This is a genomic window from Acidimicrobiales bacterium, assembly GCA_040219515.1.
Taxonomy (GTDB): domain Bacteria; phylum Actinomycetota; class Acidimicrobiia; order Acidimicrobiales; family Aldehydirespiratoraceae; genus JAJRXC01.
In genome coordinates, this window is the sequence record JAVJSI010000001.1 from 1 (window position 1) to 25,991 (window position 25,991).

The window sequence follows — 25,991 nt, forward strand, 5'->3', positions numbered from 1 at the left end:
GTGTTGCGTCCTAGCGTGAATCACGAGCCCTCCGGAGTGACGTAGTGAGTTGTCGAAGACCCACAGCCTCACTCGGAGGGCTCACCTCACCGGGGGACCACCCACCCCAAACCGCCAGGGACAACGTCCCGGGTCATCACAGCTAGTCGTCTCGGGTCGGACGCCGCCGCTGCTTTTTCACCTCGCCGCGTTTGCGCTTGGTGTCGAGTCGCCGCCGCTGACTGCCACGGGTGGGCTTGGTCTTGCGTCGCCTGCGCTCGACCTTCCCCGCCGCGTCGAGACGTTCCTGGATCCGCTCCATCGCCAGGTTGCGGTTGCGCAGCTGGGAACGCTCGTCTTCGACCGTGACCCGCACGACGTCGCCGAGCTTGGCCGTGACCCGGGCCTTCAACGCCGCGGGCATCGACGGTGACTCGTCGATGCGAAATACCGCTTCGACCTTGGTGTTGGACCGGTTGGCATGCTGCCCACCCGGCCCGCCCGACGCCATGTAGCGAAACGACACCTCGTCCTCGGGCACCTGCCAGCTCGATGTCATGAGCCGGCGTCCTCGTCGAGATGATGGACCTCGTTGAACGACAGGAGCGACGGCGTGGCGCCTCGCATGGCGATCCGCGACACCGACGCCTGGGCGACGAAGCATCGCCACTGGGTGGCGATGCCGACGCCGAGCGACCAGGCCACGGCGGCCTTGATCGGCGAGACGTGGGTGACCACGACGATGTCTCGCTCGGTCGCCTCGTGGATCAGTTCGTCGAGCGCGGGCCATACGCGGGCCGCCAGGTCGTCGAGGCTCTCGCCGCCCTCCGGACGCCAGGCGGTGTCCGCCCGCCACGCCGCCCATGTGTCGGCGGGGACGTCGGCGACCGGCGTTCCTTCGAGCCGGCCGTAGTCGAGCTCGATCAGGCGTTCATCGATCTCGACCGGGAGACCGAACGCCGCTGCGGTCTCCCGGCACCGCGCCAATGGACTCGACACCACTCGATCGATACCGACCAGCATGCGGCCGATCGCGGCGGCCTGCCGCTCACCCAGATCATCCAGCCCGGGGTCCCGGCGACCGAGCAGCTCCCCCGACGCGTTCGCGACCGTGCGTCCGTGGCGAGCGATGATCAGCATCAGGCCATCTTCGGGAGTCGGCCGGTGCGTCGCAACTCGTCGAGATGCTCGGGTCGGGTCAGATCGAAGCGTCGCACCAGCCAGACGAGTGCCGCGACACCGGCGAGCTCGAGCAGCACGAGCACCGCCGGAGCCCGGTCGAACTCGGGCAACGGACGCTCCGCAATGCCGTCGAGACCGCCGACCGGCCACCAGAACAGATCGGTGCGGGTCCACGAGCCGGCGGCCACGAGGAAGACGAAGGTGCCGATCGGGATTCCCAGAAGGCGACGGCGCAGGATCCGGCGGCGCACGGTGACCGCCATCACCAGACTCATGAGGGCAACCGAGCCCAGCAGCGTGTGGAGGATGAGCGGCCGCCCGGTTGCCGCCTCCACCAGCGGCAGCACACCGCCGAGGGCGACGAAGCGGTAGTCGATGGCCGGGCTGTCGAAGACGAACAGCACCGTGAGCACAGCGGCGGCGATGAAGAAGAAGAACATCGGCGACCGACGACTCAGGTGATGACGATGCGTCCGCACTCGTTGCAGCTGAGCACGCTGTCGGAGGGCGCATGTTTCATGCGATCGAGTTCCATGGCCGGCATCGTGGACGGGCAGCCGACACAGTTGGATCCGTCGAAGCCGACCACGGTGGCCGATCCGAAGCCCGGGCGAAGCCGTTCGTACTCGGCGAGGTCGGCCTCGGAAACCTGGGCGACGGCCTCGGCCCGTGCGGTGACCACATCGGCGAGCAGGCCATCGACCTCGGCCTCGCTCACGGCCAACTCGGCCTCGAGCGTGGTGATCTGCTCCTCGACGCGCTCGAGCGAAGTCGTTGCGGCGGACTGCTCGCCGGCGAGCACCTCGGACTCCTCCATCGCTTCCAACGCCTGATCCTCGAGTTCGCCCTGCCGCGCCCGCAGTCCGGCGATCTCGTCCTGCAGCGGCTGGAGATCCTTCATCCCCACATCACCGCTGTAGAGACGCTTGTCGTCCTCGTCAGCCTTCGTCGCGAAGATCTGCGCTTCGTCCTCGAATCGTTTCTGGCGGTTGGCCACGTCCACCCGCCGGATTCCGAGCGACTCGATCTCGGCCTGAAGGGCAGCTCGGGTCGTCTGCGCCTCGTCGATCGCGTCGCGCGCCGGGAGCGTGGCGTGACGATGCCGAAGCTGCTCGGCCTCGGTGTCGAGCCGTTGGATGTCGAGAAGTCGGTGGTCGGTCATTCAGCCCGTCGTTGTCGTGGTCGTTGGCGATGTTGTCGTCGTGGTCGGCGCTGCGGTGGTCGTCGTGGTCGGCGCCGCCGTGGTCGTCGTGGTCGGCGCCGCCGTGGTGGTGGTGACCGGCGGCGTCGTCGTGGGTACCGGTGTCGTGGTGGTCACCGGCGTCGTGGTGGTGGTCGTCGTGGTGGTCGTGGTGGTTCGCGGAACGCAGACATCGAAGGTCCCGTCGCCATCCTGATCGAACGGATCGAGCAGCGCCGGGCAACGTCCGATCGAGGGATCGAAATTGAAGTCGCGATTCTCGCAATAGTCGACTTCGCCATCGCCGTCCTCGTCGATCTCGGCGCTCGAACTACCGCAGAGACTGTTGATCGCGTTGCTGTAGCGATCCTCCTCGTCGTCGGTGCGAACCCTCTGGCCTGACCTCGTCGGCGCGGGCGATTCGAAGGATCGTGCCTCGAGGTCGGCATGGTAGAACTCGTTGAACGCCGACCAGACCGCGGCCGGCAGGAAACCGCCGGTCACGCCACTCGTGTAGCCCAGCTCGGGAACCGTCACGCCCCGCATCTCCACCTCGGCGAGCGGGTTGCCGAACCACACGGCAGTTGCGAGATAGGGCGTGTAGCCGACGAACCAGGCGTTCTTGAACTCCTGACCGGTGCCGGTCTTGCCTGCTGCCGTCTGGCCGGTGATCTGCGCCCTGGTGCCGGTGCCGCCCTGCACGTTGTCCTCGAGGATCGAGGTGACCAGGCGTGCGGTCTGGGTCGACACCGCACGCGAGGGGTTCGGCTCGTTCGAGAACACGACATTGCCGGCTCGGTCCTCGACCCGTTCGATGAAGATCGGATCCACTTGGAGGCCGTCGTTGGCGAAGGTCGCGTAGGCCACGGCCATGTCGAGCGGGGTGACGTTGAGCGGCCCGAGTGGCATCGAGATCGGAACCGACGAGAGATCCGACGTGACGCCGAGCGCTCGCGCCGTGTCGGCCACGTTCGACAGGCCGACGATCTGGCCGAGTCGCAGATACGCACAGTTCGACGACGACAGTGTCTGGCTGCGAATGGTTCGCACCGACCCCGAGCTCCCGCCACCGAAGTTCGTGGCCCGATAGGGGTCGGGGAAACCACCGGGGTTGTCGAACTCGCAGGGGGCGGAACCGTTGATCTGGTCCGACGGCACGAACCCCTTCTCCATCGCCGCCGCGAGCACGAACGCCTTGAAGGACGAACCGGTGGGGCGGCCGCCCTGGGTGGCGATGTTGAACTCGCCGTAGCCCTCGACCTCGAAACCCGGACCGCCGATGATGGCCCGGACCTTGCCGGTGCCGGGCTCGACCGAGGCCAGGGCGCCGACGAAGCCGCGCTCGTCGTCGGGGGTGAAGCGGTCGACCGCGGCGCGGGCCGCGTCATAGGCCGCAGGGTCGTAGGTCGTGTAGACGCGGAGACCACCGCTGAAGAGGGCCTCGGCCCGCTCCTCGTCGGTGCTGCCGAGGCGCGGGTCGAGCAGCAACTGCCGACGCACCTCCTCGATGAAGTAGTTGTCGGGCTGCCATTCGGAGGGAACGAGCCGCGAGGTCGGCACGGCAACGGCTCGGTACTCGTCGGCCTCCGCCTCGGTGATGTCGCCGGTCGCGACCAGCCGCGTGAGTGCGGTGTCGCGACGGTCACGGGCGGCGATGGGGTTGAGCGTGGGGTCGAAGCGCGACGGGTTCTGGATGAGCCCGGCGAGCATCGCCGCCTGTGGGTAGTCGAGCTCGGCCGGAGTGGTGCCGTAGTAGATCTCGGCCGCGGCCAGGATGCCGTAGGCACCACCACCGAAGTACACGGTGTTCAGGTATTTCTCGAGGATCTCCTGCTTGGTGAACTGACGCTCGAGCCGCCGGGCGAGGGCAGCCTCGGCGATCTTCCGGTCGACGTTCTGGTCGTTACCCACCACGGCGTTCTTGATCAGCTGCTGCGTGATCGTCGAGCCGCCCTCCTCGATCCCGCCAGCGTTGACGTTGCGGATGAAGGCACGGGCGATGGCCTTCGCATCGATTCCGGTGTGCTCGTAGAACCCCTCGTCCTCGACGGCGATGACTGCCTCGATCATGGCGTCGCTCACGTCGTCGAGCTCCACCAGTTCGCGGTTCTGTTCGCCGTAGAGCACGTCGAACTCGACGCCGTTGCTGTCGTAGACGATGGTCCGCTGGGCCAGTTCCTCGAGGTTGATCTCGACGGCCGTGGAGTCGTTGGCTGCGTAGATGTCAGCGATCCGCGGTCCGAGCGCAGCAAGCGTGAAGGCGACGACGATGCCGCCGCCGATGATCACCGTTGCAAATCGGAGCAACCCGACGACACCACGCACCCGCGCAACGGTACTGGCCGTCTTCCCGAGACTGCGGTCAGGGCCCACATCTGCGACGGCGGGGCGGGGGTGCCAACATGCGTCCGTGACCAGGATCGCCATCATCGGGGGCGGGCGCGCCGCCACCCTGCATGCCGAGGCGGCACTGGCCGCGCCCGGCGTCGAACTCGTCGGCGTCGGTGGTCGTCCGGGCACGGCTGGCGCGCTGGCCGCGGCGACCGGTGTTCCCGACCTCGCCGTCGACGATCTCGCGGCCCGCGCCGATGGTCTCGTCATCGCCGTGTCGTCGGATCAGGCCGCCACCGTCATCGGTCGACTCGGGCCCGACATGCCGCTCCTCGTCGAGTCGCCGGTGCTGTTCGGTCCCGAATGTCCCGTGTCGCCGCTGGCCGTGACGGCGGTCAACCTGCTGCACGCGGCCACCGTGAAGCGCGGCCTTCGCGCCATCGCCGATCTGGGTGCCGTGCACCACCTCGTGCTCCGGGGCCGGGCGGTTCGCCGGGCGCACATGAACGACGTGGCGACAGATCCGTTCGCCGGCGCGTGGCCGGTTCTCCTGGCGGCCGCCGGGACACCCGCCACGACCGTGGAGGCGACCGTCGCCGCCCATCATCTGACGGCGACGCTCGGCTTGACCGACGGCCGTCGAGTCCGTGCCGAGCTCGAGTGGGTCGATGCCGACTCGGCGGCCTCGGCACTCACCGAGCTGGAAGCGGCCGGCGAGACCGGCGTGGTGACGATCGGCCTGTGGCCCACCCCCACATTGGACATCGATGGCCGCCAGGTCGTCGGCGACAACAGGGACGAGTCGCCACTGGTCTGCCTGGGCTTCGTCGAGCAGATGCGCCGGTTCGCCGGCGTCTGTGACGGTCGATCCGCGCCGTGGCCACCTCTCGGTGTGGGCCAGGGTGTCGCGGCGCTCGCTCGGGCCGCCCACCGCAGCGCAGCCACGGGCGGCGCCGTCGAGGTCAGCTGACGGGAACGGTGCGCCGGGCGATCCGGTCGGCGAGGATCCGGGTCGAGCCGCCGAGTCCGAGGAGCAGCAGCGCCACGGCAAGGAGCATCGTGGTGGTCCGGCCGGTCATCGCGAGCACCGCCGGCGGTGACGGCTGCGCGGGAGCGGCGACCTCGGGGGCCGGGCGGGACGCCGACGCGGTCTCGCCTTCCTCCGACGGGGCCGGCGACGGCGCGACCGAGGATTCCGGCGACGACAGCTCGAGCGCCGGTTCGGCAGGCACATCCTCCTCGGTCGTCTCGGCCGACGCACTTCGGACTGTTGCCGCAACACCCATCAGCGACACGACGACCGCGATCGCCGTCATCAAGCCGGCGACGCGGCGAATCAACGGGACACGGACAGAAGGCGCGACAGCGCGAGGGGTCGTCACCGCCATCAGCTCAGAGGGCCGCCGGCGTGTGTCGCCCGAGGGCGACGAGGCGGCGGTCGATCGTCAGGAACTCGACCACCGGGTCCAGCGGCGCATCCGTGGGTTCGTCGAACGCCAGACCGATGCGGACACCGCCATCCGGGTCGGGGCGGCGATGGGCCACGCGTACGAGGGTCGACACGTTGCGCCACGCCCCATCGGCGTCGGGAATGCGGAACGCCACCGTGGTCACCGCGCCCACGGGCAGGTCGTCGTCGGCCAACTCGGGCACGACGATGCCGGCACCGCCGGTCGACAGGTCCACCAATTGGCCGTCGATCTCCTCGATGCGACACGTCACGAGACCGAGACGGACGCGATGGTCGGCCCGGCGTTGACGTCGGGCGAGTGCATCGAGGAGTACCTCGGTGGCGACACCCAGAAACCCCGCTGTGAGGATGAGCGCAGTCGACGCGACGGCGATCGGGAGCCGCCCTTCCCAATCGCGCCACATCGAGATGGAGGCCAGAATCACAGCGCCGTCCAGGGCGATCACCGTGGCAACGACCGCTCGGAGCCCGGCGCGGCTCGCTTCCGGTCGAATCCGCCCGAACGGGGTCAGATCGACACCCAGAGAACGAAGATCGCTCCGAAGGATCGAGAACAGGCCGAGCCGCCCTCGACCCAGCAGGATGTGTGCGTTCCAGCGCAGGAGGTAGGCCGGCACGGCGAGGACGGCCAGGTCGAGCGCGGCCGCGTGCATCGGCACCCTGGCCAACGCCAGCACCAGGACCGCCGTGACGACGAGCAGTACTCGTTGCACCGCCGCCACCAGCGGCAGCAGGGCGAGGAGGTGGGCGATCTGCAGCGAGCGGGGAACTCCGGAGAGGTGACGGCGCCGCAACGTCCGCAGCGCTCGCGCCGTGCGATCATGCCGGCGAACGAGGCTTTCGCCGAGGCCCTGCGGACCACGCACCCGCGCCAGCGTCAGCGGCAGATGGGTGATGGTCAGCCCGGTCCGGACGATGTCGAGCCCGACCAGGTACGAAGCGTCGAGCATGTGCCCGTTGCCGGTGGACGCCAGCTGGGCGACGGCGCTGCGACGAACGAGCGCCGGTCCGTCGCCGTACCAGGGAATCGAGCCTCGAGCAGCCAGGGCCGGCCGCACGACCTGTTGTTCGAACGGCTCCAGGGACCAGTGCCCGTCGGGGTCGTGTTCGAAGGATGTGGGGTCGGCTTCCTCGATGCCGACCTGGATGACGGCGACGTCGGGCGAACTGCACCGGGGTGCAGCCACGGAGACCAGATCCGGCATCGGCAGGTCACCGGACCGCAGGAGCAGCACCCAGCTCGCACCGGCACCCACGACGGCATCATCCAGGCTGACCGCAGGATCGACCACCGTCGCGCCGAAGCGCTCGGCGATGGTCTGTAACCGACGAGAGCCCGACCGATCGACGACCCGCGTCCGGTCGATGCCCTGGACACGGCGGAGGGCCACGAGGGTCGTCCGCAACTCGTCGGCCGAGGAACCGGAGGCATCGACCACAGCGGCGATGTCGGGCATCGGCGCGCCGGGCGACGCCACCACGCGGATGGGGGTGTGCCATGCCGAACCGAGACGCGCGGCGAACACGACGACGCCGAGTACCTCGGCGCCGATGAGGGTGGCGCCCGCGAGGCCATCGGCACCACCGAGGGTGAAGCCGATCCGCCAGACGAGATAGGCGATCGACCACCCGAGCGCGGCGATCGACGCAATGCGCACGACGCGCTCGTTCACCACACGTGAGGGGGCGAAGGGATCCATCGCTCTCCCGTCGGAGCGAGCACGCCGAAGTGAAGGAAGACCTTCGGCCGGGTCAGACGACCTTGCTAGATCTCGATGACCTTGACGCCGAGTGCCTCGTCTCCCTTGCGACCGGGTCCGACCTCGAACTCGACGCGTTGGCCTTCTTCGAGGGTCCGGAAACCGGAGCCGTCGATGTTGGAGAAGTGCACGAAGACGTCATCGCCGTCTTCGCGGGAGATGAAGCCGTAGCCCTTCTCGTTGTTGAAGAACTTCACTGTGCCCGTCGGCATGGGGCATTCCTTTCGCTCGGCCAGCGCCCTGGTGAGGCTGGCTCTCCGTCACATTAGAGAACTCCGCCACGGTTTCGTCATCGCCGTCATTGGGCCCCGGCGTCGGGCTCCGCGAGACTCTCGACCATGGATCTCTCCGTCGCCGTCGCTCCCTCGGACTGCACCGTCGTGCTGGTGCACGTCGGTGTGGGCGACGAGGTCTCGGCCGGCACCGTGCTCGCGATCGTCGAGGTCATGAAGATCGAGCAGCCGGTCGTGGCCGCCGTCGACGGCAGGGTCGCGACGGTCGATGTCGTGGTCGGCGAGGTCGTCACGGCCGGCCGCGCCGTGGTCTCGATCGCCCCCGGCCCGATCTCGGCGGTGGGCCCCGAGTCGCTCGACCAACAACCGGCTGCCGAGCACCGCGATCCGGTCGAACGCGGCGACTTGGTCGAACTCCGCGAGCGGAAAGCTGCGTTCGCCGACGCTGCTCGTCCCGACGCCGTCGCCAAGGTCCACGCCCGGGGTCGTCGCACGGCTCGCGAGAACGTGGCCGACCTCGTCGATGGCGACAGCTTCGAGGAGTACGGGTCGCTCATGTACGCCGCGCAGACCGCGCGGAGGAGCCGCGAGGATCTGATCGCGTCGACGCCCGGCGACGGCATCGTCGGCGGGATCGGGCGGGTCAACGGCGACCGGTTCGCCGACGAACAGAGCCGGTGCGCCGTGATGTCCTACGACTACACGGTGCTGGCCGGAACCCAGGGCTACCGGGGCCATCAGAAGAAGGACCGGCTGTTCGAGATCTGTGAGCGGCTGCGGCTGCCACTGGTGTTGTTCGCCGAGGGCGGCGGCGGACGTCCGGGCGACACCGACGTGCCCGTCATCGCCGGACTCAACGTGCCGTCGTTCGCGGCCATGGCCCGGCTGAACGGCCTCGCCCCCACCGTCGCGATCGTGTCGGGACGTTGTTTCGCGGGCAATGCGGCGCTGGCCGGGATGTGCGACGTCATCATCGCCACCGCCGACGCCAACCTCGGAATGGCCGGCCCCGCCATGATCGAGGGCGGCGGACTCGGGGTCGTCGCACCCGAGGACATCGGACCGGTCGACGTGCAGACGGCCAACGGCGTCATCGACGTGTTGGTCGACGACGACGCGGCGGCCGTGGCGGCGGCCAAGCACTACCTCTCGTTCTTCCAGGGTCCGGTCGACACCTGGGAGTGCGCCGACCAGACACTTCTGCGCGAGGTCGTGCCCGAACGACGCAAGCAGGCCTACGACGTGCGCGAAGTGGTCGAACTGCTCGTCGACCGCGACTCGTCCCTCGAGCTACGGCCGTCGTTCGGTCCGGGGATGATCACCACACTCGCTCGCGTCGAAGGTCGACCGATCGGCATCCTCGCCAACAATCCGCTGCATCTCGGTGGCGCCATCGACGGCGCCGGCGCCGACAAGGCCGCTCGCTTCATGCAACTCTGTGACACCTTCGGCCTGCCCCTGCTGTTCCTCTGCGACACCCCCGGGTTCATGGTCGGACCCGAGGCCGAGCAACAGGCCCAGGTCCGCCGGTTCGGACACCTCTTCGTGGTCGGGGCCAGGCTCACGGTGCCGTTCGGCACGGTCGTGTTGCGCAAGGCGGTCGGTCTCGGCGCCCAGGCGATGGCCGGCGGCAGTTTCCACTCGCCGCTGATGACGGTGGCGTGGCCCACCGGCGAGGTGAGCGGCATGGGCATCGAGGGCGCCGTCACCCTGGGGGGCCGCCGAGAGCTCGAGGCCATCGACGACCCCACGGCGCGAGCCGCGGCCCACGCCGAGCGGGTCGAGGCGATGTACGAGCGCTCGAAGGCGATCAATGCCGCCGCACACCACGAACTCGATGACGTGATCGACCCGGCCGAGACCCGCCGCCGGGTGGTGAACCTGCTGCGCAGCGCACCGAACACGATCCCAGGGGGACGGCGCCCGCGTTAGTGGTCAGCCGGCGGCCGCGGCGCGGAAGGCTTCGACCATCGCGGCGATGCGTTCCTGGGCATCGGGCGCGTCGGGTGCGAGTCGCAGACCGGCGCGGAAGTCGGTGGCGCCGGCGGCCACCAGATCGGGCACGCCGGCCATCGACCGCTCGAAGTCGGGTTCGCCCGCGTCGTTCGTCGCGATGGCGAGGTTGGCGACGACCTCGATGTCGGCGGGATCCCGACCCTCGGCGGCCACCGCCTCACGCATCTTCGCGATGCCGGTCGGCAGGTCGGCGGCATCGGGACCCCACGGGATCCACCCGGCCCCGAAACGGGCGAGCCGACGCATGGACCGGCGGTTGACCGTGCCACTGACCCAGATCGGCACGCCGCCCGGCTGGACGGGTTTCGGCATCTGATGGATGGCCTCGAACCGGAGTCGGTCGGACGAATGCGATGCCCGCTCGTCGCGCCACAGCGTCTGGATCACCTCGAGTGTGTGGTCGAGTTCGGCCCCTCGGTCCGCGTAGTCGAGCCCGGCCGCCTCGTACTCCTCCTTCTGCCAACCGACGCCCACACCGATGTCGAGTCGGCCGCCGCTGAGCACGTCGATGGTCGAAGCCATCTTGGCCAACACCGCGGGTCGGCGCAGAGCGGCCAGCAGGATGCTGGTGGTGAACCGCAGGTCGGTGGTGACCGCGGTCAGGTGGGCGATCGTCGTCAGGGGTTCGAGCCAGTGCCCGTCGGGCCCGGTCGGCTGGCGGCCACCGGCGGTGCCGCCGGCGGCGGGATCGCCGTAGGCGTCGAGGTCCTCCCCGAACACCACGTGGTCGGAGAGGGCCATCCGATCGAGGCCGGCGGTGTCGGCCGCTCTCACCCGGTCGACGAGATGCGCCCAGCTGCCCGGATCCTCCGCCGCGAACGTGATGAGCGTCATCGAGATCTTCGGTGTGGCCGGCATCAGTTGTGCTCCTCGGAGGGTGATGGGGTAATCGACGGGATCTTGCGGGTGTGACGCCAGACGAGAGCGCCGAACACGAACTGGAATGGCAGGCGGATCAGGTTGGCCCGGCGGGTCGCCTCGACCCCTTCGATTCGCTCGAGTCGGCCGTCCTCGCCGGAGGCGATCTTCACGTTCTTCACGTACATGTCGACGTTGGCCGGGAACACCACGGCGAGCAGTGCGAGGAGACCGAATGCGGCGACTCGGCGCGTGCGGCGCGGCACCATCGCGACGCCGAGCGCGATCTCGGCCGCACCCGACACCTGGTTCGTCAGCGCCGGGTTCGGGAACCAACGGGGCACGACCGCCTCGAAGAAGTCGGGCTTGGCGAAGTGCGCCGCGCCCGCGCTCGCGAACATGACGCCGAGGACGTACGCGGACCGGTCGGACACTGGTTGGGCACGCGACGTCATCGACCCATCCCTGCGAACGCCCCGCCGTCGATGAGCGCTCGGCGGATGGGCTTCAGCAGATCGACCAGCCGTAGGGCCTCGGCCTCGCCGACGACGTCGACCATCGCCTGACAGGCGACATCGGTGCGGTGCTCGATGTCGCCCCGGTACCTCCGCCCTTTCTCGGTGAACGCGGCTTCCGCGTCGAGAAGGCCGCGGTCGCGCAGACGGGAGAGGCCGGCCGCCCACGCCTCCTCGGACCATTGACGGGTTGCGAGCAGCGCGGCCTTCGGCACCTGCCCGGTGGCGGCGTGGAGCAGCAGCGCTTCGACCGCATCGAGCGGTGCGGCGGTGAGCACCGCGACGTGGACATCACCACGCCACTCGCGCAGCACGGTGATTCGCTGCCACAGGCGCGCCCAGGGATCGTCGGGCTCGGCGACGGACCGATTCGCCGCCGCGAGGGGCTTGCCTTCCATGCCGAGGCCAGCGGCCATCGCACCGGCGAGCACCGACGCCGCGTCGACATGAGCCGGGTCGACGTCGGGGCAGAGCCGGGCGAGCGTCGATCCTGCGGCCCGCATGCGCGCCGCCTGGATCGCCCCGGGTTCCGCCGCGGTCCAGGCGGCGGGTATCGCCGCATGCACGATGTCCGGGTTGAAGTTGAAGAAGGTGGCCACCACCACTTCCGCCGGCACGGGACCGAAGGCGGCGGCCCGACTCGCGAAGTAGTGCTGCTCGGCAGCGAGGCCGACCGCGTCGTACTCCTTGGCCGCCTCGGGAGCGAAGTAGATGAAGCCGTGGACGAGATTGGTCATGGCGCCGAGCGACGATGCGACCGCAGTGTCGGAGGTCATGACGGCACCGTAGGACGAATTCGCTCGCCGTCCCCGATCCGATCGTGAAGGATTGGCCGGTGAGCGACGACATCATTCCCGACGACATCATTCCCGACGAGAAGGACTGGACCTGGGTGTTGGCGACGCCGTGTCCCGAGTGCGGCTATCGGTCCGACTCGGTCGAAGTGTCCGAGACCGGCCCACTGATCCGGGAGAACACGGCCGTCTGGCTCGAGGTGCTCCGCCGCGATGACGTACGTCGTCGACCGTCGACCGCGATCTGGTCGCCGCTGGAGTACGCCTGCCACGTCCGCGACGTGCACGTCCTCTACCTCCAACGACTCGAGATGATGCTCGAACAGGACGGACCGCACTACCCCAACTGGGACCAGGACGCGACGGCGGTCGCCGAGCGCTACCACGAGGCGGATCCGCGAACGGTCGCCGAGCAGCTCGTCGCGGCAGCAGGTGCGCTGGCCGATCGTTTCGACCGGGTCCGCGACGACGAGTGGGCCCGCACCGGCCATCGCAGTGACGGCGCGGCGTTCACCGTGACGACCTTTGCCCGGTACTTCCTGCACGACCCCGTCCACCACCTCCACGATGTCGGCGCGAGCAGTACTTGAGGGCAGAACCGACCGCTGATCAGCCCCGGCGGCGACGGTTGCGACGGGGCGCGCCGCCCGCGTTGGCCCGCACCGGCGCCTCGGCGACCTCGACATCGGGCAGCGGCATCGTGCCGTCGAGCACCCCACGGATGGCGGCGACATGGGCCGGGGAGTTGCCGCAGCAACCACCGATGATCTGGATGCCGGCGGCCCGCATGCGGTGGGCGTGGGCACCCATGATCTCGGGAGAGCCGCTGTAGGCCAGTTCGGCGCCGTGCCACTCGGGGATGCCGGCGTTGGCCTTCGAGATGACGGGCACGTGGGTGGCGGCTCGGATCTCGGCGAGCGCGGCTTCGGTCTCGGGCAGGTTGTTGCCACAGTTGGCGCCGATGGCCGCCACGCCGAGTTCGGTCAGCCGTTGGGCGGCCAGCGTGCCGGTGACGCCCATCATGGTGCGACCGGCGGTGTCGAAGCTGAAGGTGACGGTGACGGGCAGGTCACTCGCGTCGCGGGCGCCGGCCACGGCGGCCTCGACCTCTTCGAGAGAGCTCATGGTCTCGATCCAGAGCAGGTCGGCCCCGCCCTTGGTCAGCCCTTCGGCCTGCGCAGCGAACGCGGATCGGGCATCGGTCGGGTCGAGCTCGCCGAGGGGCACGATGAGTTCGCCGGACGGGCCCATCGAACCGGCGACCAGTACACGGCGCTCGGCCTCGTCGGCGGCGACTCGGGCGTTGCGGGCGGCCGCCTCGTTGATCTCGACGACGCGATCGTCGAGTGAGTGCAGGGCGAGACGGAACTTCGTGCCGCCGAAACTGTTGGTGAGAATGATGTCGGACCCGGCCTCGACATAGGCCCGATGCACCGCCTGGACGGCGTCGGCCATGTCGAGGTTCATGCGCTCGGGGGCATCGCCCGGAGGGAGGCCCCGGGCGAACAGCTCCGTGCCCATCGCGCCGTCGATGACCAGATGGCCGCGCTCGGCGATCAGTTCGTCGAGCACGGTTCGGCCCGTCACGGAAAGGTCAGAGGGGGTCGTCACGACTGTGCAGCGTAGCGCTGCTCCCGACCGGCGACATTGGTCGTCTGGCCCACTCTCACCGATCGTGCGAGAGTGTCGCCCGTGTTGCGGCATCCCTGGAACACCGACTTTGTGTGGCGTCGGCCCCAAATCAGTCCCCGGTCGCTCAGCACCGCGCAGCTCGACGCGTTCCACACCGACGGATGTCTCGTCGTCGAGGACCTGATCGACGAGGAATCACTGGTCGCCCTGCGGAGCGAACTCGACGAGATCGAGGCGGGCGTCGATGCGTTCCTGAAGACGATGCCCGATGAACGCCTCTTCATCGCCGAGTCGGGCGCCATCACGTTCTCGCCCCACGCCGTGCTGACCTCGGCGGCGGCACGGGCGGTCAGCACCCATCCGGCGATCGTGGGCCTGTGCCACGACCTTCTCGGACCTGACGCCCGTCTGTACTGGGATCAGCTCGTCTACAAGAAGCCGGACCGGCCCCGTGAGTTCCCGTGGCATCAGGACAACGGCTACACGTTCGTGGAGCCGCAGCAGTACCTGACGGTCTGGCTCGCGCTCACCGATGCGACCCTCGACAACGGCTGCCCCTGGGTGGTGCCCGGCCTCCACCTCGGCGGCACGCTCGCTCACGAGTACGTCGACCCGTTGGGCCATCAGTGCTTCGCCGACCATCCCGACGCGGTCGCGACGCCGGTGCGGGCCGGCGGCGCCGTCGTCTTCTCCTCGCTGACACCGCATCGCACCGGGCCCAACACCTCGGCCGGTGTGCGCAAGGCCTACATCCTCCAGTACGCACCCGACGGTGCCGTCAAGCTCGACGGTGATCCCACGACCGGCGCTGATCCACAGCGGGTGCGCCAGGACGATCCCGATCGCCAGTACCTCGTGGTCCGACGAGGGGTGTCGGCTAGGTGACCAGCGCGGCGACCGACGCCGCGCGTCGGCGGCTCGGTCCGCTGGCGACCACGCTCGGCCCGGCCGCGGCGGTCCTTGTCGCGCAGACGCTGCTGTTCCCCACCGACGTCGGTTTCCTGCTCCAGGGCACCACGATCGGTCTCCTGACCGCGCTGATCGCGGTCGGCATGGCGCTCATCTATCGCGCCAATCGGGTGCTCAACTTCAGCCAGGCCGACCTCGGCTACATCCCGGGCCTGCTCGGCGTGATGCTCGTGGCCGTCTCCGGGCTCAACTACTTCCTCGGGTTCTTCGCCGGACTCGCGGTGGCGATCGTCGGCGGGGCGCTCGTCGAACTCGTCGTGATCCGTCGCTTCTTCCGGGCCGCGCGCCTGATCCTCACGGTGGTCACCCTCGGCCTCACGCAGGTCCTCGTCTTCCTCGCGCTCTGGATGGCCGGCCTCTGGGATGCCGAGTCCCGTTCACAGCGGGTCAACTTCCCGGTCGAGATCCGTTTCGAGGTCGAGTCGATCATCTTTCGCGAAGACGACGTCGTCACCTGGGTGGTCGCGCCCCTGGCGATGGCCGCGGTCGCCCTCTTCCTGCGCGGCACGGTGGTCGGCACCGCGATCAGGGGGGCGGCGGAGCGAGCCGACCTCGCCGGACTCCTCGGTGTACCCGTTCGGCGGCTCCACACCATCGTCTGGTCCATCGCGACCACACTCGCGTTCATCGCCATCTGGCTGCGGGCCGGGATCATCGGATTGCCGGTCGGCGCCGCCCTCTCCTTCAGTGTTCTCCTCCGGGCCTTGGCCGCGCTGACCCTCGGCAATCTCACCAACCTTCCGGCCATCGCCACCAGTGCCGTCGCGCTGGGCGTGCTCGAGACCAGCATGGTCGCCAACAACCGCAGTCCCGCCGAGAGCGGCGCCGTTCTCGCGGGCGTGATCATCCTCGCGCTCCTGATCCGCTCGCTCCTCGCCCGCTCCGACAGTCGGGCCGACGCCGACGAGACCTCCACGTGGCAGGCCGCCGAGGAGATCCGCGACGTGCCACCGGAGCTGCGGCGGGTGCCCGAGGTGATGGCGACGCGCGCCGTGCTCGCCCTCATCCTCCTCGGTGGGGTCCTCTTGCTGCCCCTCTTCCTGGGCACCGCCGACCTCATCAAGGCCACCGCGGTCGCCGTGTTCGGCATCATCGGCGTGTCGGTGATCATCCTCACCGGATGGGCCGGCCAGGTCTCACTCGGCCAGATGGCGTTCGTCGCGGTGGGCGCCGCCGTGACCGCCAAGCTCAGCCACGAATGGAACGTCGACCTGATCCTCGCCCTGCTCGCCTCGGCCGCCGTGGGGGCCGCGGTCGCCGTCGTGGTCGGGCTGCCGGCGCTACGCCAACGCGGGCTCTTCCTCGCCGTCACGTCGCTAGGATTCTCGTTGGCGACCACCAGCTACTTCCTCAACGACGAGTTCTGGGTCGGCTCGTGGGTCCACGACAACCCGTTCCGGCGGCTCCCGCTTTTCGGCCGCGTCGACATCGATTCGCCCACCCGCATGTACTACGTGGCCGTGGTCGGGCTCGCGTTCGTGATGGTCACCGTGCGCGGGGTACGCCGGACACGGACCGGCCGAGTGCTGCTGGCGTTGCGAGAGAACGAGGCGGCCGCCCAGACGTTCGGGATCAGTCCCTTGCGGGCGAAGCTGACCGGGTTCGCACTCTCGGGGGCGGTCGCTGCCTTCGCCGGTGGTCTTTTCGCCTACACCCTCAAGATCTACACCGCGTCGAGCTTCGAGCCCAACGACAGCATCGAGGTGTTCGTGATGGGCGTGATCGGCGGACTGGGCAGTCTCTCGGGCGGGCTGATCGGCGCGATCTACCTCCAGGGCCTTGGCTGGTTCCTTCCCGGCGAATGGGTCTTCTTCGCCACCGGTGTCGGTGTGTTGGTCGTGCTCCTCGTCATCCCCTCGGGTATCGGCGGACTCTTCTTCTGGCTACGGGACCAATGGCTCCGCTCCATCGCCAAACAGCGCAACATCATCGTGCCGAGCCTGCTGGCCGACGTCGCCCCGACGAAGGCCGAGGAAGCCGCCGTCCTCGACGCGGTCGGCGCCACCTCGCCCGAGAACGACACGACGGGACCCCCATGAGAAACCGTCTCCGCCCGGCCGCGCACGCCATTGCCCACCCGGTCCAGTCACTCGACTCGATCACGGGCGGTGGGCCGATCTACCCGCTGCTCATCCTGTTCGGCCTCAACGCGGTCGACGAACTCGACCGGACGGCATTCAGCGTCCTACTGCCCGAGATCCGGGAGGAATTCGGGCTCAACCTGACCGGGGTTCTCGGCATCGTCGCCGCCGTCGGCGCCGCCGCCCTCGTCCTTCAGGTACCGATCGCCCAGCTCGCCGACCGGGGCTCACGCACCCGGCTCACGCTCCTCGGTGCCGCCGTCTGGGCGATCTTCTCGTTCGTCACCGGCCTCGCCTGGGTCCTCTGGGCCCTGGCCGTCGCCCGGGCCGGATCCGGCATCGGCAAGGCGGTGGTCGATCCGACGCACAACTCCCTGATCGCCGACTACTACGCACCCGACCACCGCAACAAGGTCTTCGCGTTCCACCGGTCGGCCAACGTCCTCGGCCAGATCGTCGGTCCCATCGTCGCCGGACTGATCGCCTTCCAGTTCGGGTGGCGTTGGCCGTTCATCATCTTCGCCGTTCCCACCCTGATCCTGGTGGTCGTCGGCCTCCGCATGAAGGAACCCGTCCGTGGCGCCCACGAGCGACGGGCGATGGGCGCGAGCGAGGATGCCATCGCCACCGAGGAGGAGGCGCCCTCCTACGCCGAGGCGTGGCGGATGATGTGGAAGATCGAGAGCCTGAAGCGCATCTGGTTCGCCCTCCCCTTCCTGGCCGCCTCGCTGATCGGGTTCGGCACCTTCGCCTCGCTGCTCTACGACGAGGTCTTCGGCTTCGACGAGCGGGCCCGCGGCGTGCTCGCGGCGGCCGTGGAGCCGGCCGGGCTGATCGGTCTCGTCATCGGCGCCCGCATCGGCACCCGGCTGATGGCTCGCGACCCGGGACTGGTGCTGCGGTTCCTCGCCGTCACCGCCTTCTTCAACGCCGGCGTCATGGTGATCTTCGCCAGCGCCCCGGTCTGGTGGGTGGCCACCGGCGCTGCGGCCGTCGCCTCGCTGGTGAACGCCATGTTCGTCCCGACGATCTTCGCGGTGCTGTCGATGGCCATTCCGCCCCGGGCCCGCGCCCTCGGCTTCTCGATCGGATCACTCTGGATCCTTCCGGGCCTCGTCGTCCTCCCCCTGATCGGGGCGATCGGCGATTCGTGGGGCATCCGCTGGGGCATGGGGATGATGGCGCCCGTCTACCTCATCGGCGGCCTGGTCATCTCCACGGCGGGCATCGTGATCAAGGACGACATCGCCCAGGTCTGGCAGACGGCCGCCGCCCGGGCCGAGGTCGCCACCGAGCGGCGAGCGGGACGCAGCAAGCTGCTGCTCGTGCGCGGGCTCAACGTGTCGTACGGCGACGTGCAGATCCTCTTCGACATCGACTTCGAGGTGGAGGAGGGTGAGATCGTCGCACTCCTCGGCACGAACGGCGCCGGCAAGTCCACGCTCCTGAAGTCGATCTCCGGACTGGTCGAGGCCGACCGTGGCGCCATCATGTTCGACGGTCGCGAGATGACCTTCGCTCCGCCCAACGAAGTGGCCCAACGGGGGGTGATCCAGGTCGCGGGCGGGCAGGGTGTCTTCCCGTCGCTCACCGTGCAGGAGAACCTCGACGTCGCCGGCTGGCTGCACCGACGAGACCGCGAAGGACTGATCGCCGAGTACGAGCGGGTCTACGGGATGTTCCCGGCGCTCGACCAGCGGCGCGAGGAACCGGCGGCGAATCTCTCGGGTGGGCAGCAGCAGATGCTGGCGATCGGCATGGCCCTGCTCGGACGGCCCCGTCTGCTGATGGTCGACGAGCTGTCGCTCGGCCTCGCGCCCGTGATCGTCGAACAACTCCTTCCCGTCCTGCGGCAACTGGCCGACGAGGGCGTGACCATCATCCTGGTCGACCAGTCGGTCAACGTGGCGCTGACGATCGCCGAGACCGCCTACTTCATGGAGAAGGGCGAGATCCGCTTCCACGGGCCCACGGCCGAGCTCCTCGACCGGCCCGACGTGCTCCGGTCGGTGTTCCTCGAAGGTGCCGGTGCGGCCGTCGACCCTGCGGCCCACGCGGCGCTGTCGAAGGTCCGGCCCGCGAAGGTCGTGCAACCGGAGGTCGAGCGCGCGGAAGTCGAGCGAGCGACCTTCGACGCCGACGAACCCCCCATCCTCGAGACCGTCGACCTGATGAAACGGTTTGGCGGTATCCGGGCGGTCGACGACGTCGTGCTCCGGGTGCGACCGGGAGAGATCATCGGTCTCATCGGGCCGAACGGTGCAGGCAAGACGACCCTCTTCGACGTGGTCAGTGGCTTCACCCCGGCCGACGGCGGACGTGTGTTCCTCGACGGCCGCGACATCACCGGGCTGGCGCCCTTCCAGCGGGCCCGTCTGGGTCTCGGTCGATCGTTCCAGGACGCCCGCCTGTTCCCGTCGCTGACCGTGGCGGAGGCCATGGCGGTGGCCCTCGAACAGGAGATCGAGGTCCGCAGCACGCTCGCCGCGATGTTCTACCTCCCCAACGTCCACGATGCCGAGGAGAAGGTCAGGCTGCGCGTCGACGACCTGATCGAGATCCTCGGGCTCGGCGCCTTCCGGCACAAGTTCCTGCGGGAACTGTCGACGGGCTCACGCCGCATCGTCGACCTCGCGTGCGTCGTGGCCCACGCGCCGCGGGTGGTGCTGCTCGACGAACCCTCCAGCGGCATCGCGCAACGCGAGACCGAGGCCCTCGCCCCTGTTCTCACCCGCATCCGCGACGATCTCGGCGCCGCGATGCTCGTGATCGAGCACGACATGCCGCTCGTCTCCGCCGTCGCCGACCGCATCATCGCGCTCGACCAGGGGGCCGTCATCGCCGACGGCACGGCCGAGCAGGTGCTCAATCATCCCGATGTAGTGGCGTCATACCTCGGAACGAACGAGGATGTCATCGCCCGTTCGGGGGAACGGCGCAGTTGACGAGTTCCAGATCAAATGGGGGAATGACATGACCGACGGTGAACCAGCCGATCTCAGCCGACAGCTCCGGCGGTGGGGGCCACTCGGCGCCATCGTCGCGATCGTTCTCATCGTGGTCGTCGTGGTCGTCGCCTCGGGTGGTGACGACGACGGCGACGACGCCCGGACCGACCTCGACACGACCACCTCGGAACCGACGACCGACACCGATCCGGACACCGACACCACCACCGATCCCGACGACGGGACCACCACCTCGAGCGACACGGGCGAGGATTCCGCCGATGACGTCATGGCCGACGGCCGGGTGTACTGGACCGAGGCCGACGCCGCCGGCGTGACCGGCGACTTCGACTGGGGCGAGAAGTGCGACACCGATCTCGGCACCTACGCCTATCCCGACTTCTTCGCCGGTGAGTGCGTGGTCCCGTGGACCGGTGACAACGGCGGCGCCACCGAGACCGGCGTCACCGCCGACACGATCACGATCGTCGTCTACTCCGCGGCCGAGGTCGATCCCGTACTCGACTACATCACCGGACCGATCAGCAACGACGACACACCGGATCAGGTCTTCGAGACCCATGTCGGACTCGCCGAGTTCTACGGCGCGTACTTCGAGACCTACGGCCGTACGGTCGAACTGGTCCAGTACAAGGCGACCGGCACCAGCGACGACGAGGTCGCGGCCATCGCCGACGCCGAGACCATCGCTCGTGATCTCCAGCCGTTCATGGTGTGGAGCGCCCCCACCCTCCAGGTCGAGGTGTTCGGCGAAACGCTCGCCGCCAACGGGATCATGTGCAACTGCAACGGCGGGGCATCGGCACAGGACAACTACCCCTACCTCCACGTCGTCACGAAGTCACCCGAGCAGAGTCGGATCCTGCTGGCCGAGTACATCGGCAAGCGACTGGCCGGGCGCAACGCGATCCACAGTGGGGACTTCACCGAGCAGGAGCGGACGTTCGGCTATCTCTACCTCGAGACCAGCGACGCGTCGACCCAGGTGGCCGAGGACTTCCGCGACGCGCTGGCCGATGACTATGGCGTCACTCTCGATCCGCTGATCCCCTACGAGCTCGACCCGTTGACGCTCCAGGAGCAGGCCACGACCATCATCGCCTCGCTGAAGAGCGCCGGAGTCACGAGCATCGTGTTCGCCGGTGACCCGATCGCACCGCGCGACTTCACACTGGCCGCGACCGAGCAGGAGTACTTCCCAGAGTGGATCCTGTCGGGTACGGCACTGGTCGACACGTCGGTGTTCGGCCGCACCTACGACCAGGAGCAATGGGCCCACGCATTCGGCATGAGCAACACGTCGGTGCCCATCGCCCGCGAGGTGGGTGGCAACTACTTCCTCTACGACTGGTTCCACGGAGAAGCGCCGCCCGCCGGGGACACGATCGGGATCCAGTGGCAGGCGTCGCTCACGTACGCCCTGCTGCAAGGCGTCGGGCCCGACCTCACCCACGAGAACTTCGCCGACGCGATGCTGAACGCGCCGCCGACGCGGCGGGGGGCGATCACCGCACCGTCGATCTCGTTCGGCAGCGACAAGGGGCTCTGGCCCGACGAGATCCTCCCCGACCTCAACGGCATCGACGACGTCTCGGAGGTGTGGTGGGATCCCGAAACCGTGGGCGTCGACGAACTCGACCGGGAGGGCCCCGGCATCTACCAGTACGTCGACGGCGGCACCCGGTACCTGCCGGGAGCGTGGCCCGACACCGATCCGAACGTGTTCGTCCCGGAAGGAGCCGTCGATCGGTACGTGACGCGACCGGCCTCGGAGGATCCGCCCGACTATCCGAGCCCCGCCGGCTGACCCCTCATCCGGCCACGCCGGCCACCCAGGTCCGCTCGACCTGGAGGTCATCGGTCAACGCGACGAGATCAGCGCGACGGCCGGGGGTGATCGACCCCCGGTCGTCGAGACCGAGCACGCGGGCCGGGTTGGCCGAGGCTGCCGCCAGCGCATCGAACAGATCGACACCGACGACCCCGACGCAGTAGCGCACGGCCTCGTCCATCCGCAGTGCACTGCCGGCAAGGGTGCCGTCGGGCAACCGGGGCGCGCCGTCGACCAGTTCGACTCCCGCGTCGGCGAGGCGTCCGGCCCGCCACGCGGTCGCGTCGGTCACCAGGACGACTCGGCTCGGTCCCTTCGCCCGCCACGCAATCCGCAGGACCCGAGGGTCGACGTGGATGCCGTCGGCGATCAGCGAGACACACAGCCGGTCGTCGCTGAGCGCGACGCCCAGCGCACCCGGCTCGCGGTGATGCAGCCGGCCCGATGCGTTGAAAGCATGGGTGAACAGCGATGCACCTGCCTCTACCGCGGCCTCGGTCCGGGCCGCGTCGGCGGTCGTGTGGCCGAGAGAGCAGACGATGCCCCGAGCGGTCAGCCGGGCGATCGCCTCAGGGGCGCCGGCACGCTCCGGGCCGATCGTCATCAGCCGCACCCACGAGGGCAGTTCGGCGAGCCAGGCCGTGTCGATCGGTTCATGGCGGAGGTCGGGGTGGGCGCCGAGCGCTTCGCCGAGGTAGGGACCTTCGAGGTGGAGCCCGAGCGTGTCGGGGCCGTCACCGGATTCGGTCGTCCACGCTCCGTCGACCAGGCGCCGGGCCAGCACCGACGGCGGCGCCGAGATCAGGGTCGGCAGCCACGAGGTGACCCCCTGCCCGCGCACGAGCCGGCGCAGTCGCGCCCATCCCGTCGCATCGGCGGTCGCCACGTCGACGTCGTCGTGGCCGTTGACCTGGAGGTCGATGAACCCGGGCGAAAGCAGCGCCACGTCGGGCGCGCCCCGGCAGGGTTCGACCGCCACGATGCGCCCGCCCTCGATGTGGACCGCCGAGTCCTCGCGGATCCCGTCGGGAGTGACCAGGCGCCGAGCGCCGACGACGTCGATCAGTTCTCCCGGTCGCGAAGCTCGCGGCGCAGGATCTTGCCCGACGCGCTCTTCGGGATCGTGTCGATCGTCTCGAGCAGGCGGATCTGCTTGTAGCTCACGAAGTGTTCGCCGACGAACTCCTGTACCTCGTCGAGGGTGAGCGAGGCGCCCGGGGCGAGGGTGACGAACGCCTTGGGCAGCTCGCCGGCCGCGTCGTCGGGCACGCCGATCACCGCGACGTCGGCGATGGCCGGGTGGGTGATCAGCAGCCCTTCGAGCTCGGCCGGCGGCACCTGGAAGCCGTTGTACTTGATGAGTTCCTTGATGCGATCGACGATCGAATAGTTGCCGTCGTCGTCGATGATGGCGACATCGCCGGTGTGGAGCCAACCGTCGGCGTCGATCGTCGCCGCCGTCGCCTCGGCGTTGTTGAGGTAGCCCGCCATCACCATCGGTCCGCGGACCCAGAGCTCGCCGCGCTCGTTCGCCGGCTGGTCCTCGCCCGACACGGGGTCGACGATCCGACACTCGACGTTGGAGATCGCAACGCCACTGGTGCCCGGGCGGGCCTTGCCCTCGACCGAGGCATGGGAGACAGGGCTGAGCTCGGTCATGCCGTAGCCCTGCACGACCTCACAACCGATACGCGCCGCCGCCTCCTGCGCGAGTTCGGCACCCAGGGGAGCCGCCCCCGAGAAAACCTGCTTGAGGGACGAGAGGTCGTAGTTGTCGACGTCGGGCAGCTTGGCCAGGCCGAGCACCATCGGGGGCACCGCGAAGAAGCGAGTGATCTTCTCGGACTGCACCAGGGCCAGCGCGTCGGCCATGTCGAACCGAGGCATGGTGACCACACGGACGCCGTTGGCGATGAGCCCGTTCATCAGGACCTGCATCCCGTAGATGTGGAAGAACGGCAACGCAGCCAGCCCGGCCTCGCCTTCCCCGTACTCGAGCACGTGCTCCATCTGTGCGATGTTGGCGACCAGGTTGTAGTGGGTGAGCATGACGCCCTTGGGCAACCCGGTGGTGCCCGACGAGTAGGGCAGGACGACGACGTCGGTCATCGGATCGACCTCCACCTGCTCGATCGCCTCGCCGATCAGCGTTGCCATCGGGGTGGCGCCTTCGGCCTCACCCATCACGTAGAGGTCGGTGACCTCGGTGCCCTCCATCGCGGTGCGAGCCACGTCGACGAACATCGGCACGGTCAGCAGCAAGGTCGCACCCGCGTCCTGGAGTTGAAAACGGACCTCCTCGGCACCATAGGTGGGGTTGATCGTGGTGATCGTGCCGCCGGCGACCGCCACGGCGTGGAACGCGACGGCGTATTCGGGCACGTTGGGCGCCATGATCCCGAGCACGGAGCCGGGGCCGAATCCGCGGGCCTGGAGTCCGCCCGCCATGCGATGGATGGCCTCGCGCAGCGCGTCGAAGGTGTAGGACGACGAGCCGCCGTCGGTGATGGCGACGGCATCGGGATGCGACGCGGTCTTGCGAAGGACGAACTCGGTGATCGGTATCACCGGAATCTCGACATCGGGCAACGGACTCGTGTGGATGATGGGCATTCGGCGACCTTTCACTCGGCGCCGCGCATCGTAGCGCAGGAGCTGTTTTCGGCCGGCGCCACGACCACGATGGGCCGTTCGACCCTTACTGATCGCCACGGCCGGCAATACCGTGGCGGGCTATGGTAACAAGCGCCAACCAGATCGATCGGCTCCTCCCCCGCCACGAATCGGTCATCAACCTCGACCTCACCTGGGACGTGCGGATGAACCGCAACCTCTGGAAGAAGGAAGAGGTCAGCGCGCCGGCCACGATCCGCGACATCTCGCTCGAGGGCGCGCTCGTCCAAGTCGAGAGCACGCACGAACACGCCGTCGGCGACCGCATCACGGTGCGGTTTCGCGGCCACGAGGGCACGGCTGTCGTTCGCCACTGCCGCGAGGGCGAGGACAACACCCTTCTCTACGGCGTGCGGTTTGTTCCCGACCCGGCCTTCGTCGACTGCCTCTGCGACGCCGTCGGCGAGATCCGAGGCCACTCGGCCGAGCTGCGCCGGGCCTGGCAACGCCCCAACTGAAGCGTTCAGGCAGCGGCGTCGAACTCGGCCAGCACCCGACCCGGTTCAGCGTGCGCGGCGATGCGCTCGAGCAGCATCCGGCGTGACTCCTCGGCGACGAGCGCCGGTTGATCGACGGTCGCCCACTGCACGAGACCACCCCAGAATCGGTCGATGAGCTCTGCCCCCGAGACCGTGCCGCCGTCGAGCGTCGAGAACGACACCGACCGCATCTCACCCAGGTAGAGGTTGAGCGAGCGGACGTGGATCGATTCGTCGGTTCGGATGCGTTCGACGATCTCGGCGGCGAGCTCTGCGTCCTCACGCCGGTCGACGAAGAGGTCGGGGGTCCGAAGGATCTCCTGGGAGTCGGCGAAGCCGAGCTCGGCTCGGAACTCGATGATCAGCAGGTTGGCGAGGAACGAGACCATGCCCTCGACGGGGGCTGCGATCTCGGGAACGTGACGGACGCCGGCATCCTCGCGACCGATGTTCTCGGGCGGGTCCACATCCGGAAAGGCATCGGGTCCGAAGGCCAGATCCCGGGCCGCGAACCACATCGCGTCGTGGCCGCCGATCCCCTGCTCGGGCAGGCCGCCTTCGTCGAGGCCGTGGGCGAGGAGCAGTCCACGGTTGAGGTGACCGATCGCCATCTCCGAGATGTCGTCGACGATGTAGTCCTGAAGGTCGGGAAACTCCATCTCGGCCAGCAAGCGGCCCCGGGCCTCGATCTTCCCGATGATCGTGAGGGAGTTCCAGAAGGAGAGTCCGAGTCCGTTGCGCAGCAACACCGACTGTTGGGCCGCAGTCGGGACTCGTAGCCCCTCGAGCAGCGCCGCCGACGCGCCGAACGGCTCGCCGCCGCGGTCCCTCAGGGCCGTCTCCCATGCCGCCAGGGCCGGCTCGCGCACCAGCGCCCTCGGCGGTTGGTACGTGCCGTCGGCCAACATCCCGCCGTGCAGCCGCTGCCCCAGCACTGTGTGCGGAGCGGCGTAGTCGTGGTCGGTGAGCAATTCCTCGCTCGAGTACCTGCGACGCGTCTCGGTCATGAGAAGGAGCCTAGAGCCCTAGCGTGGTCCC

General features: G+C 69.0%; 23 protein-coding genes. 8 read left to right on the forward strand and 15 right to left on the reverse strand.

The features are described from left to right. Positions 1–142: 142 nt before the first annotated feature. Genes arfB through RIB98_00025 form a run of 5 tightly spaced genes read right to left on the reverse strand, consistent with a single transcriptional unit; the run spans position 143 to position 4,666 of the window. Positions 143–538, reverse strand: coding sequence for an alternative ribosome rescue aminoacyl-tRNA hydrolase ArfB (arfB, locus tag RIB98_00005; GenBank protein MEQ8839341.1), 396 nt, complete (start codon positions 536–538; stop codon positions 143–145). Next, entirely contained in the window at positions 535–1,119 is a 585-nt protein-coding gene (locus RIB98_00010; GenBank protein ID MEQ8839342.1) for a histidine phosphatase family protein, read from the reverse strand. Before RIB98_00010 ends, arfB begins: the two co-directional genes overlap by 4 nt. Beyond that, positions 1,119–1,601 carry a hypothetical protein gene (locus RIB98_00015; GenBank protein ID MEQ8839343.1) on the reverse strand — a complete coding sequence of 161 codons (483 nt, stop codon included), beginning with the start codon at positions 1,599–1,601 and terminating at the stop codon, positions 1,119–1,121. The genes RIB98_00010 and RIB98_00015 overlap by 1 nt, the downstream gene beginning before the upstream one ends. A gap of 14 nt (positions 1,602–1,615) precedes the next feature. After that, positions 1,616–2,323, reverse strand: a complete 708-nt coding sequence (locus RIB98_00020) for a hypothetical protein (GenBank protein MEQ8839344.1) — start codon at positions 2,321–2,323, stop codon at positions 1,616–1,618. Continuing rightward, the gene (locus tag RIB98_00025) at positions 2,324–4,666 is read right to left on the reverse strand and encodes a transglycosylase domain-containing protein (protein MEQ8839345.1); all 2,343 of its coding nucleotides are present in this window, start codon (positions 4,664–4,666) and stop codon (positions 2,324–2,326) included. Between the two features lie 85 nt (positions 4,667–4,751). Here RIB98_00025 and RIB98_00030 point away from each other — a divergent pair, with 85 nt between their 5' ends. Then, the gene (locus RIB98_00030) at positions 4,752–5,642 is read left to right on the forward strand and encodes a hypothetical protein (protein MEQ8839346.1); all 891 of its coding nucleotides are present in this window, start codon (positions 4,752–4,754) and stop codon (positions 5,640–5,642) included. Here the strand turns inward: RIB98_00030 and RIB98_00035 are convergent. The 3 genes from RIB98_00035 to RIB98_00045 all read right to left on the reverse strand — a co-directional run bounded on the left by RIB98_00035 (position 5,635) and on the right by RIB98_00045 (position 8,115). Beyond that, positions 5,635–5,988, reverse strand: coding sequence for a hypothetical protein (locus tag RIB98_00035; GenBank protein ID MEQ8839347.1), 354 nt, complete (start codon positions 5,986–5,988; stop codon positions 5,635–5,637). The genes RIB98_00030 and RIB98_00035 overlap by 8 nt on opposite strands. A gap of 76 nt (positions 5,989–6,064) precedes the next feature. Beyond that, positions 6,065–7,843 (reverse strand): PilZ domain-containing protein, encoded by a 1,779-nt coding sequence (locus RIB98_00040; protein ID MEQ8839348.1) that lies wholly within the window; start codon positions 7,841–7,843, stop codon positions 6,065–6,067. A gap of 65 nt (positions 7,844–7,908) precedes the next feature. Further along, positions 7,909–8,115 (reverse strand): cold-shock protein, encoded by a 207-nt coding sequence (locus RIB98_00045; GenBank protein ID MEQ8839349.1) that lies wholly within the window; start codon positions 8,113–8,115, stop codon positions 7,909–7,911. A gap of 126 nt (positions 8,116–8,241) precedes the next feature. Here RIB98_00045 and RIB98_00050 point away from each other — a divergent pair, with 126 nt between their 5' ends. After that, positions 8,242–10,068 (forward strand): carboxyl transferase domain-containing protein, encoded by a 1,827-nt coding sequence (locus RIB98_00050; GenBank protein ID MEQ8839350.1) that lies wholly within the window; start codon positions 8,242–8,244, stop codon positions 10,066–10,068. Between the two features lie 3 nt (positions 10,069–10,071). Here the strand turns inward: RIB98_00050 and RIB98_00055 are convergent, their stop codons facing one another. The 3 genes from RIB98_00055 to RIB98_00065 are packed head-to-tail and all read right to left on the reverse strand — an operon-like array spanning position 10,072 to position 12,301. Next, positions 10,072–11,010, reverse strand: coding sequence for a TIGR03619 family F420-dependent LLM class oxidoreductase (locus RIB98_00055; protein ID MEQ8839351.1), 939 nt, complete (start codon positions 11,008–11,010; stop codon positions 10,072–10,074). Further along, on the reverse strand, positions 11,010–11,465 hold the full coding sequence (locus RIB98_00060) for a hypothetical protein (protein ID MEQ8839352.1): 456 nt from the start codon (positions 11,463–11,465) through the stop codon (positions 11,010–11,012). Before RIB98_00060 ends, RIB98_00055 begins: the two co-directional genes overlap by 1 nt. Further along, positions 11,462–12,301, reverse strand: a complete 840-nt coding sequence (locus tag RIB98_00065) for a hypothetical protein (protein MEQ8839353.1) — start codon at positions 12,299–12,301, stop codon at positions 11,462–11,464. Before RIB98_00065 ends, RIB98_00060 begins: the two co-directional genes overlap by 4 nt. Positions 12,302–12,360: 59 nt before the next feature. Between RIB98_00065 and RIB98_00070 the strand changes: the two genes are divergently transcribed. After that, positions 12,361–12,909 carry a DinB family protein gene (locus RIB98_00070; GenBank protein MEQ8839354.1) on the forward strand — a complete coding sequence of 183 codons (549 nt, stop codon included), beginning with the start codon at positions 12,361–12,363 and terminating at the stop codon, positions 12,907–12,909. A 19-nt stretch (positions 12,910–12,928) separates the two neighbouring features. Here RIB98_00070 and bmt read toward each other — a convergent pair whose 3' ends face one another. Further along, positions 12,929–13,930, reverse strand: a complete 1,002-nt coding sequence (bmt, locus tag RIB98_00075; protein MEQ8839355.1) for a betaine--homocysteine S-methyltransferase — start codon at positions 13,928–13,930, stop codon at positions 12,929–12,931. Between the two features lie 81 nt (positions 13,931–14,011). On the opposite strand from bmt, the gene RIB98_00080 reads away from it, so the two are divergent. From RIB98_00080 to RIB98_00095, 4 genes are read left to right on the forward strand one after another with little or no spacing between them, the layout of a single operon-like run. Then, on the forward strand, positions 14,012–14,836 hold the full coding sequence (locus RIB98_00080; GenBank protein ID MEQ8839356.1) for a phytanoyl-CoA dioxygenase family protein: 825 nt from the start codon (positions 14,012–14,014) through the stop codon (positions 14,834–14,836). Further along, positions 14,833–16,959: an ABC transporter permease gene (locus tag RIB98_00085; GenBank protein ID MEQ8839357.1), complete on the forward strand. Its 2,127-nt coding sequence runs from the start codon at positions 14,833–14,835 to the stop codon at positions 16,957–16,959. The genes RIB98_00080 and RIB98_00085 overlap by 4 nt, the downstream gene beginning before the upstream one ends. Then, entirely contained in the window at positions 16,956–19,946 is a 2,991-nt protein-coding gene (locus RIB98_00090; protein ID MEQ8839358.1) for an MFS transporter, read from the forward strand. The genes RIB98_00085 and RIB98_00090 overlap by 4 nt, the downstream gene beginning before the upstream one ends. A gap of 28 nt (positions 19,947–19,974) precedes the next feature. Further along, positions 19,975–21,777, forward strand: coding sequence for a hypothetical protein (locus tag RIB98_00095; GenBank protein ID MEQ8839359.1), 1,803 nt, complete (start codon positions 19,975–19,977; stop codon positions 21,775–21,777). 4 nt (positions 21,778–21,781) lie between these two features. On the opposite strand, the gene nagA is transcribed toward RIB98_00095, so the two are convergent. Then, complete coding sequence (nagA, locus tag RIB98_00100; protein MEQ8839360.1) at positions 21,782–22,867, reverse strand: N-acetylglucosamine-6-phosphate deacetylase; 1,086 nt, start codon at positions 22,865–22,867, stop codon at positions 21,782–21,784. Continuing rightward, positions 22,864–24,414 carry an AMP-binding protein gene (locus tag RIB98_00105; protein MEQ8839361.1) on the reverse strand — a complete coding sequence of 517 codons (1,551 nt, stop codon included), beginning with the start codon at positions 24,412–24,414 and terminating at the stop codon, positions 22,864–22,866. Before RIB98_00105 ends, nagA begins: the two co-directional genes overlap by 4 nt. Positions 24,415–24,536: 122 nt before the next feature. On the opposite strand from RIB98_00105, the gene RIB98_00110 reads away from it, so the two are divergent. After that, positions 24,537–24,932 carry a PilZ domain-containing protein gene (locus tag RIB98_00110; GenBank protein MEQ8839362.1) on the forward strand — a complete coding sequence of 132 codons (396 nt, stop codon included), beginning with the start codon at positions 24,537–24,539 and terminating at the stop codon, positions 24,930–24,932. Between the two features lie 5 nt (positions 24,933–24,937). Here RIB98_00110 and RIB98_00115 read toward each other — a convergent pair whose 3' ends face one another. After that, positions 24,938–25,960: a hypothetical protein gene (locus tag RIB98_00115; protein MEQ8839363.1), complete on the reverse strand. Its 1,023-nt coding sequence runs from the start codon at positions 25,958–25,960 to the stop codon at positions 24,938–24,940. Positions 25,961–25,991: the final 31 nt, after the last annotated feature.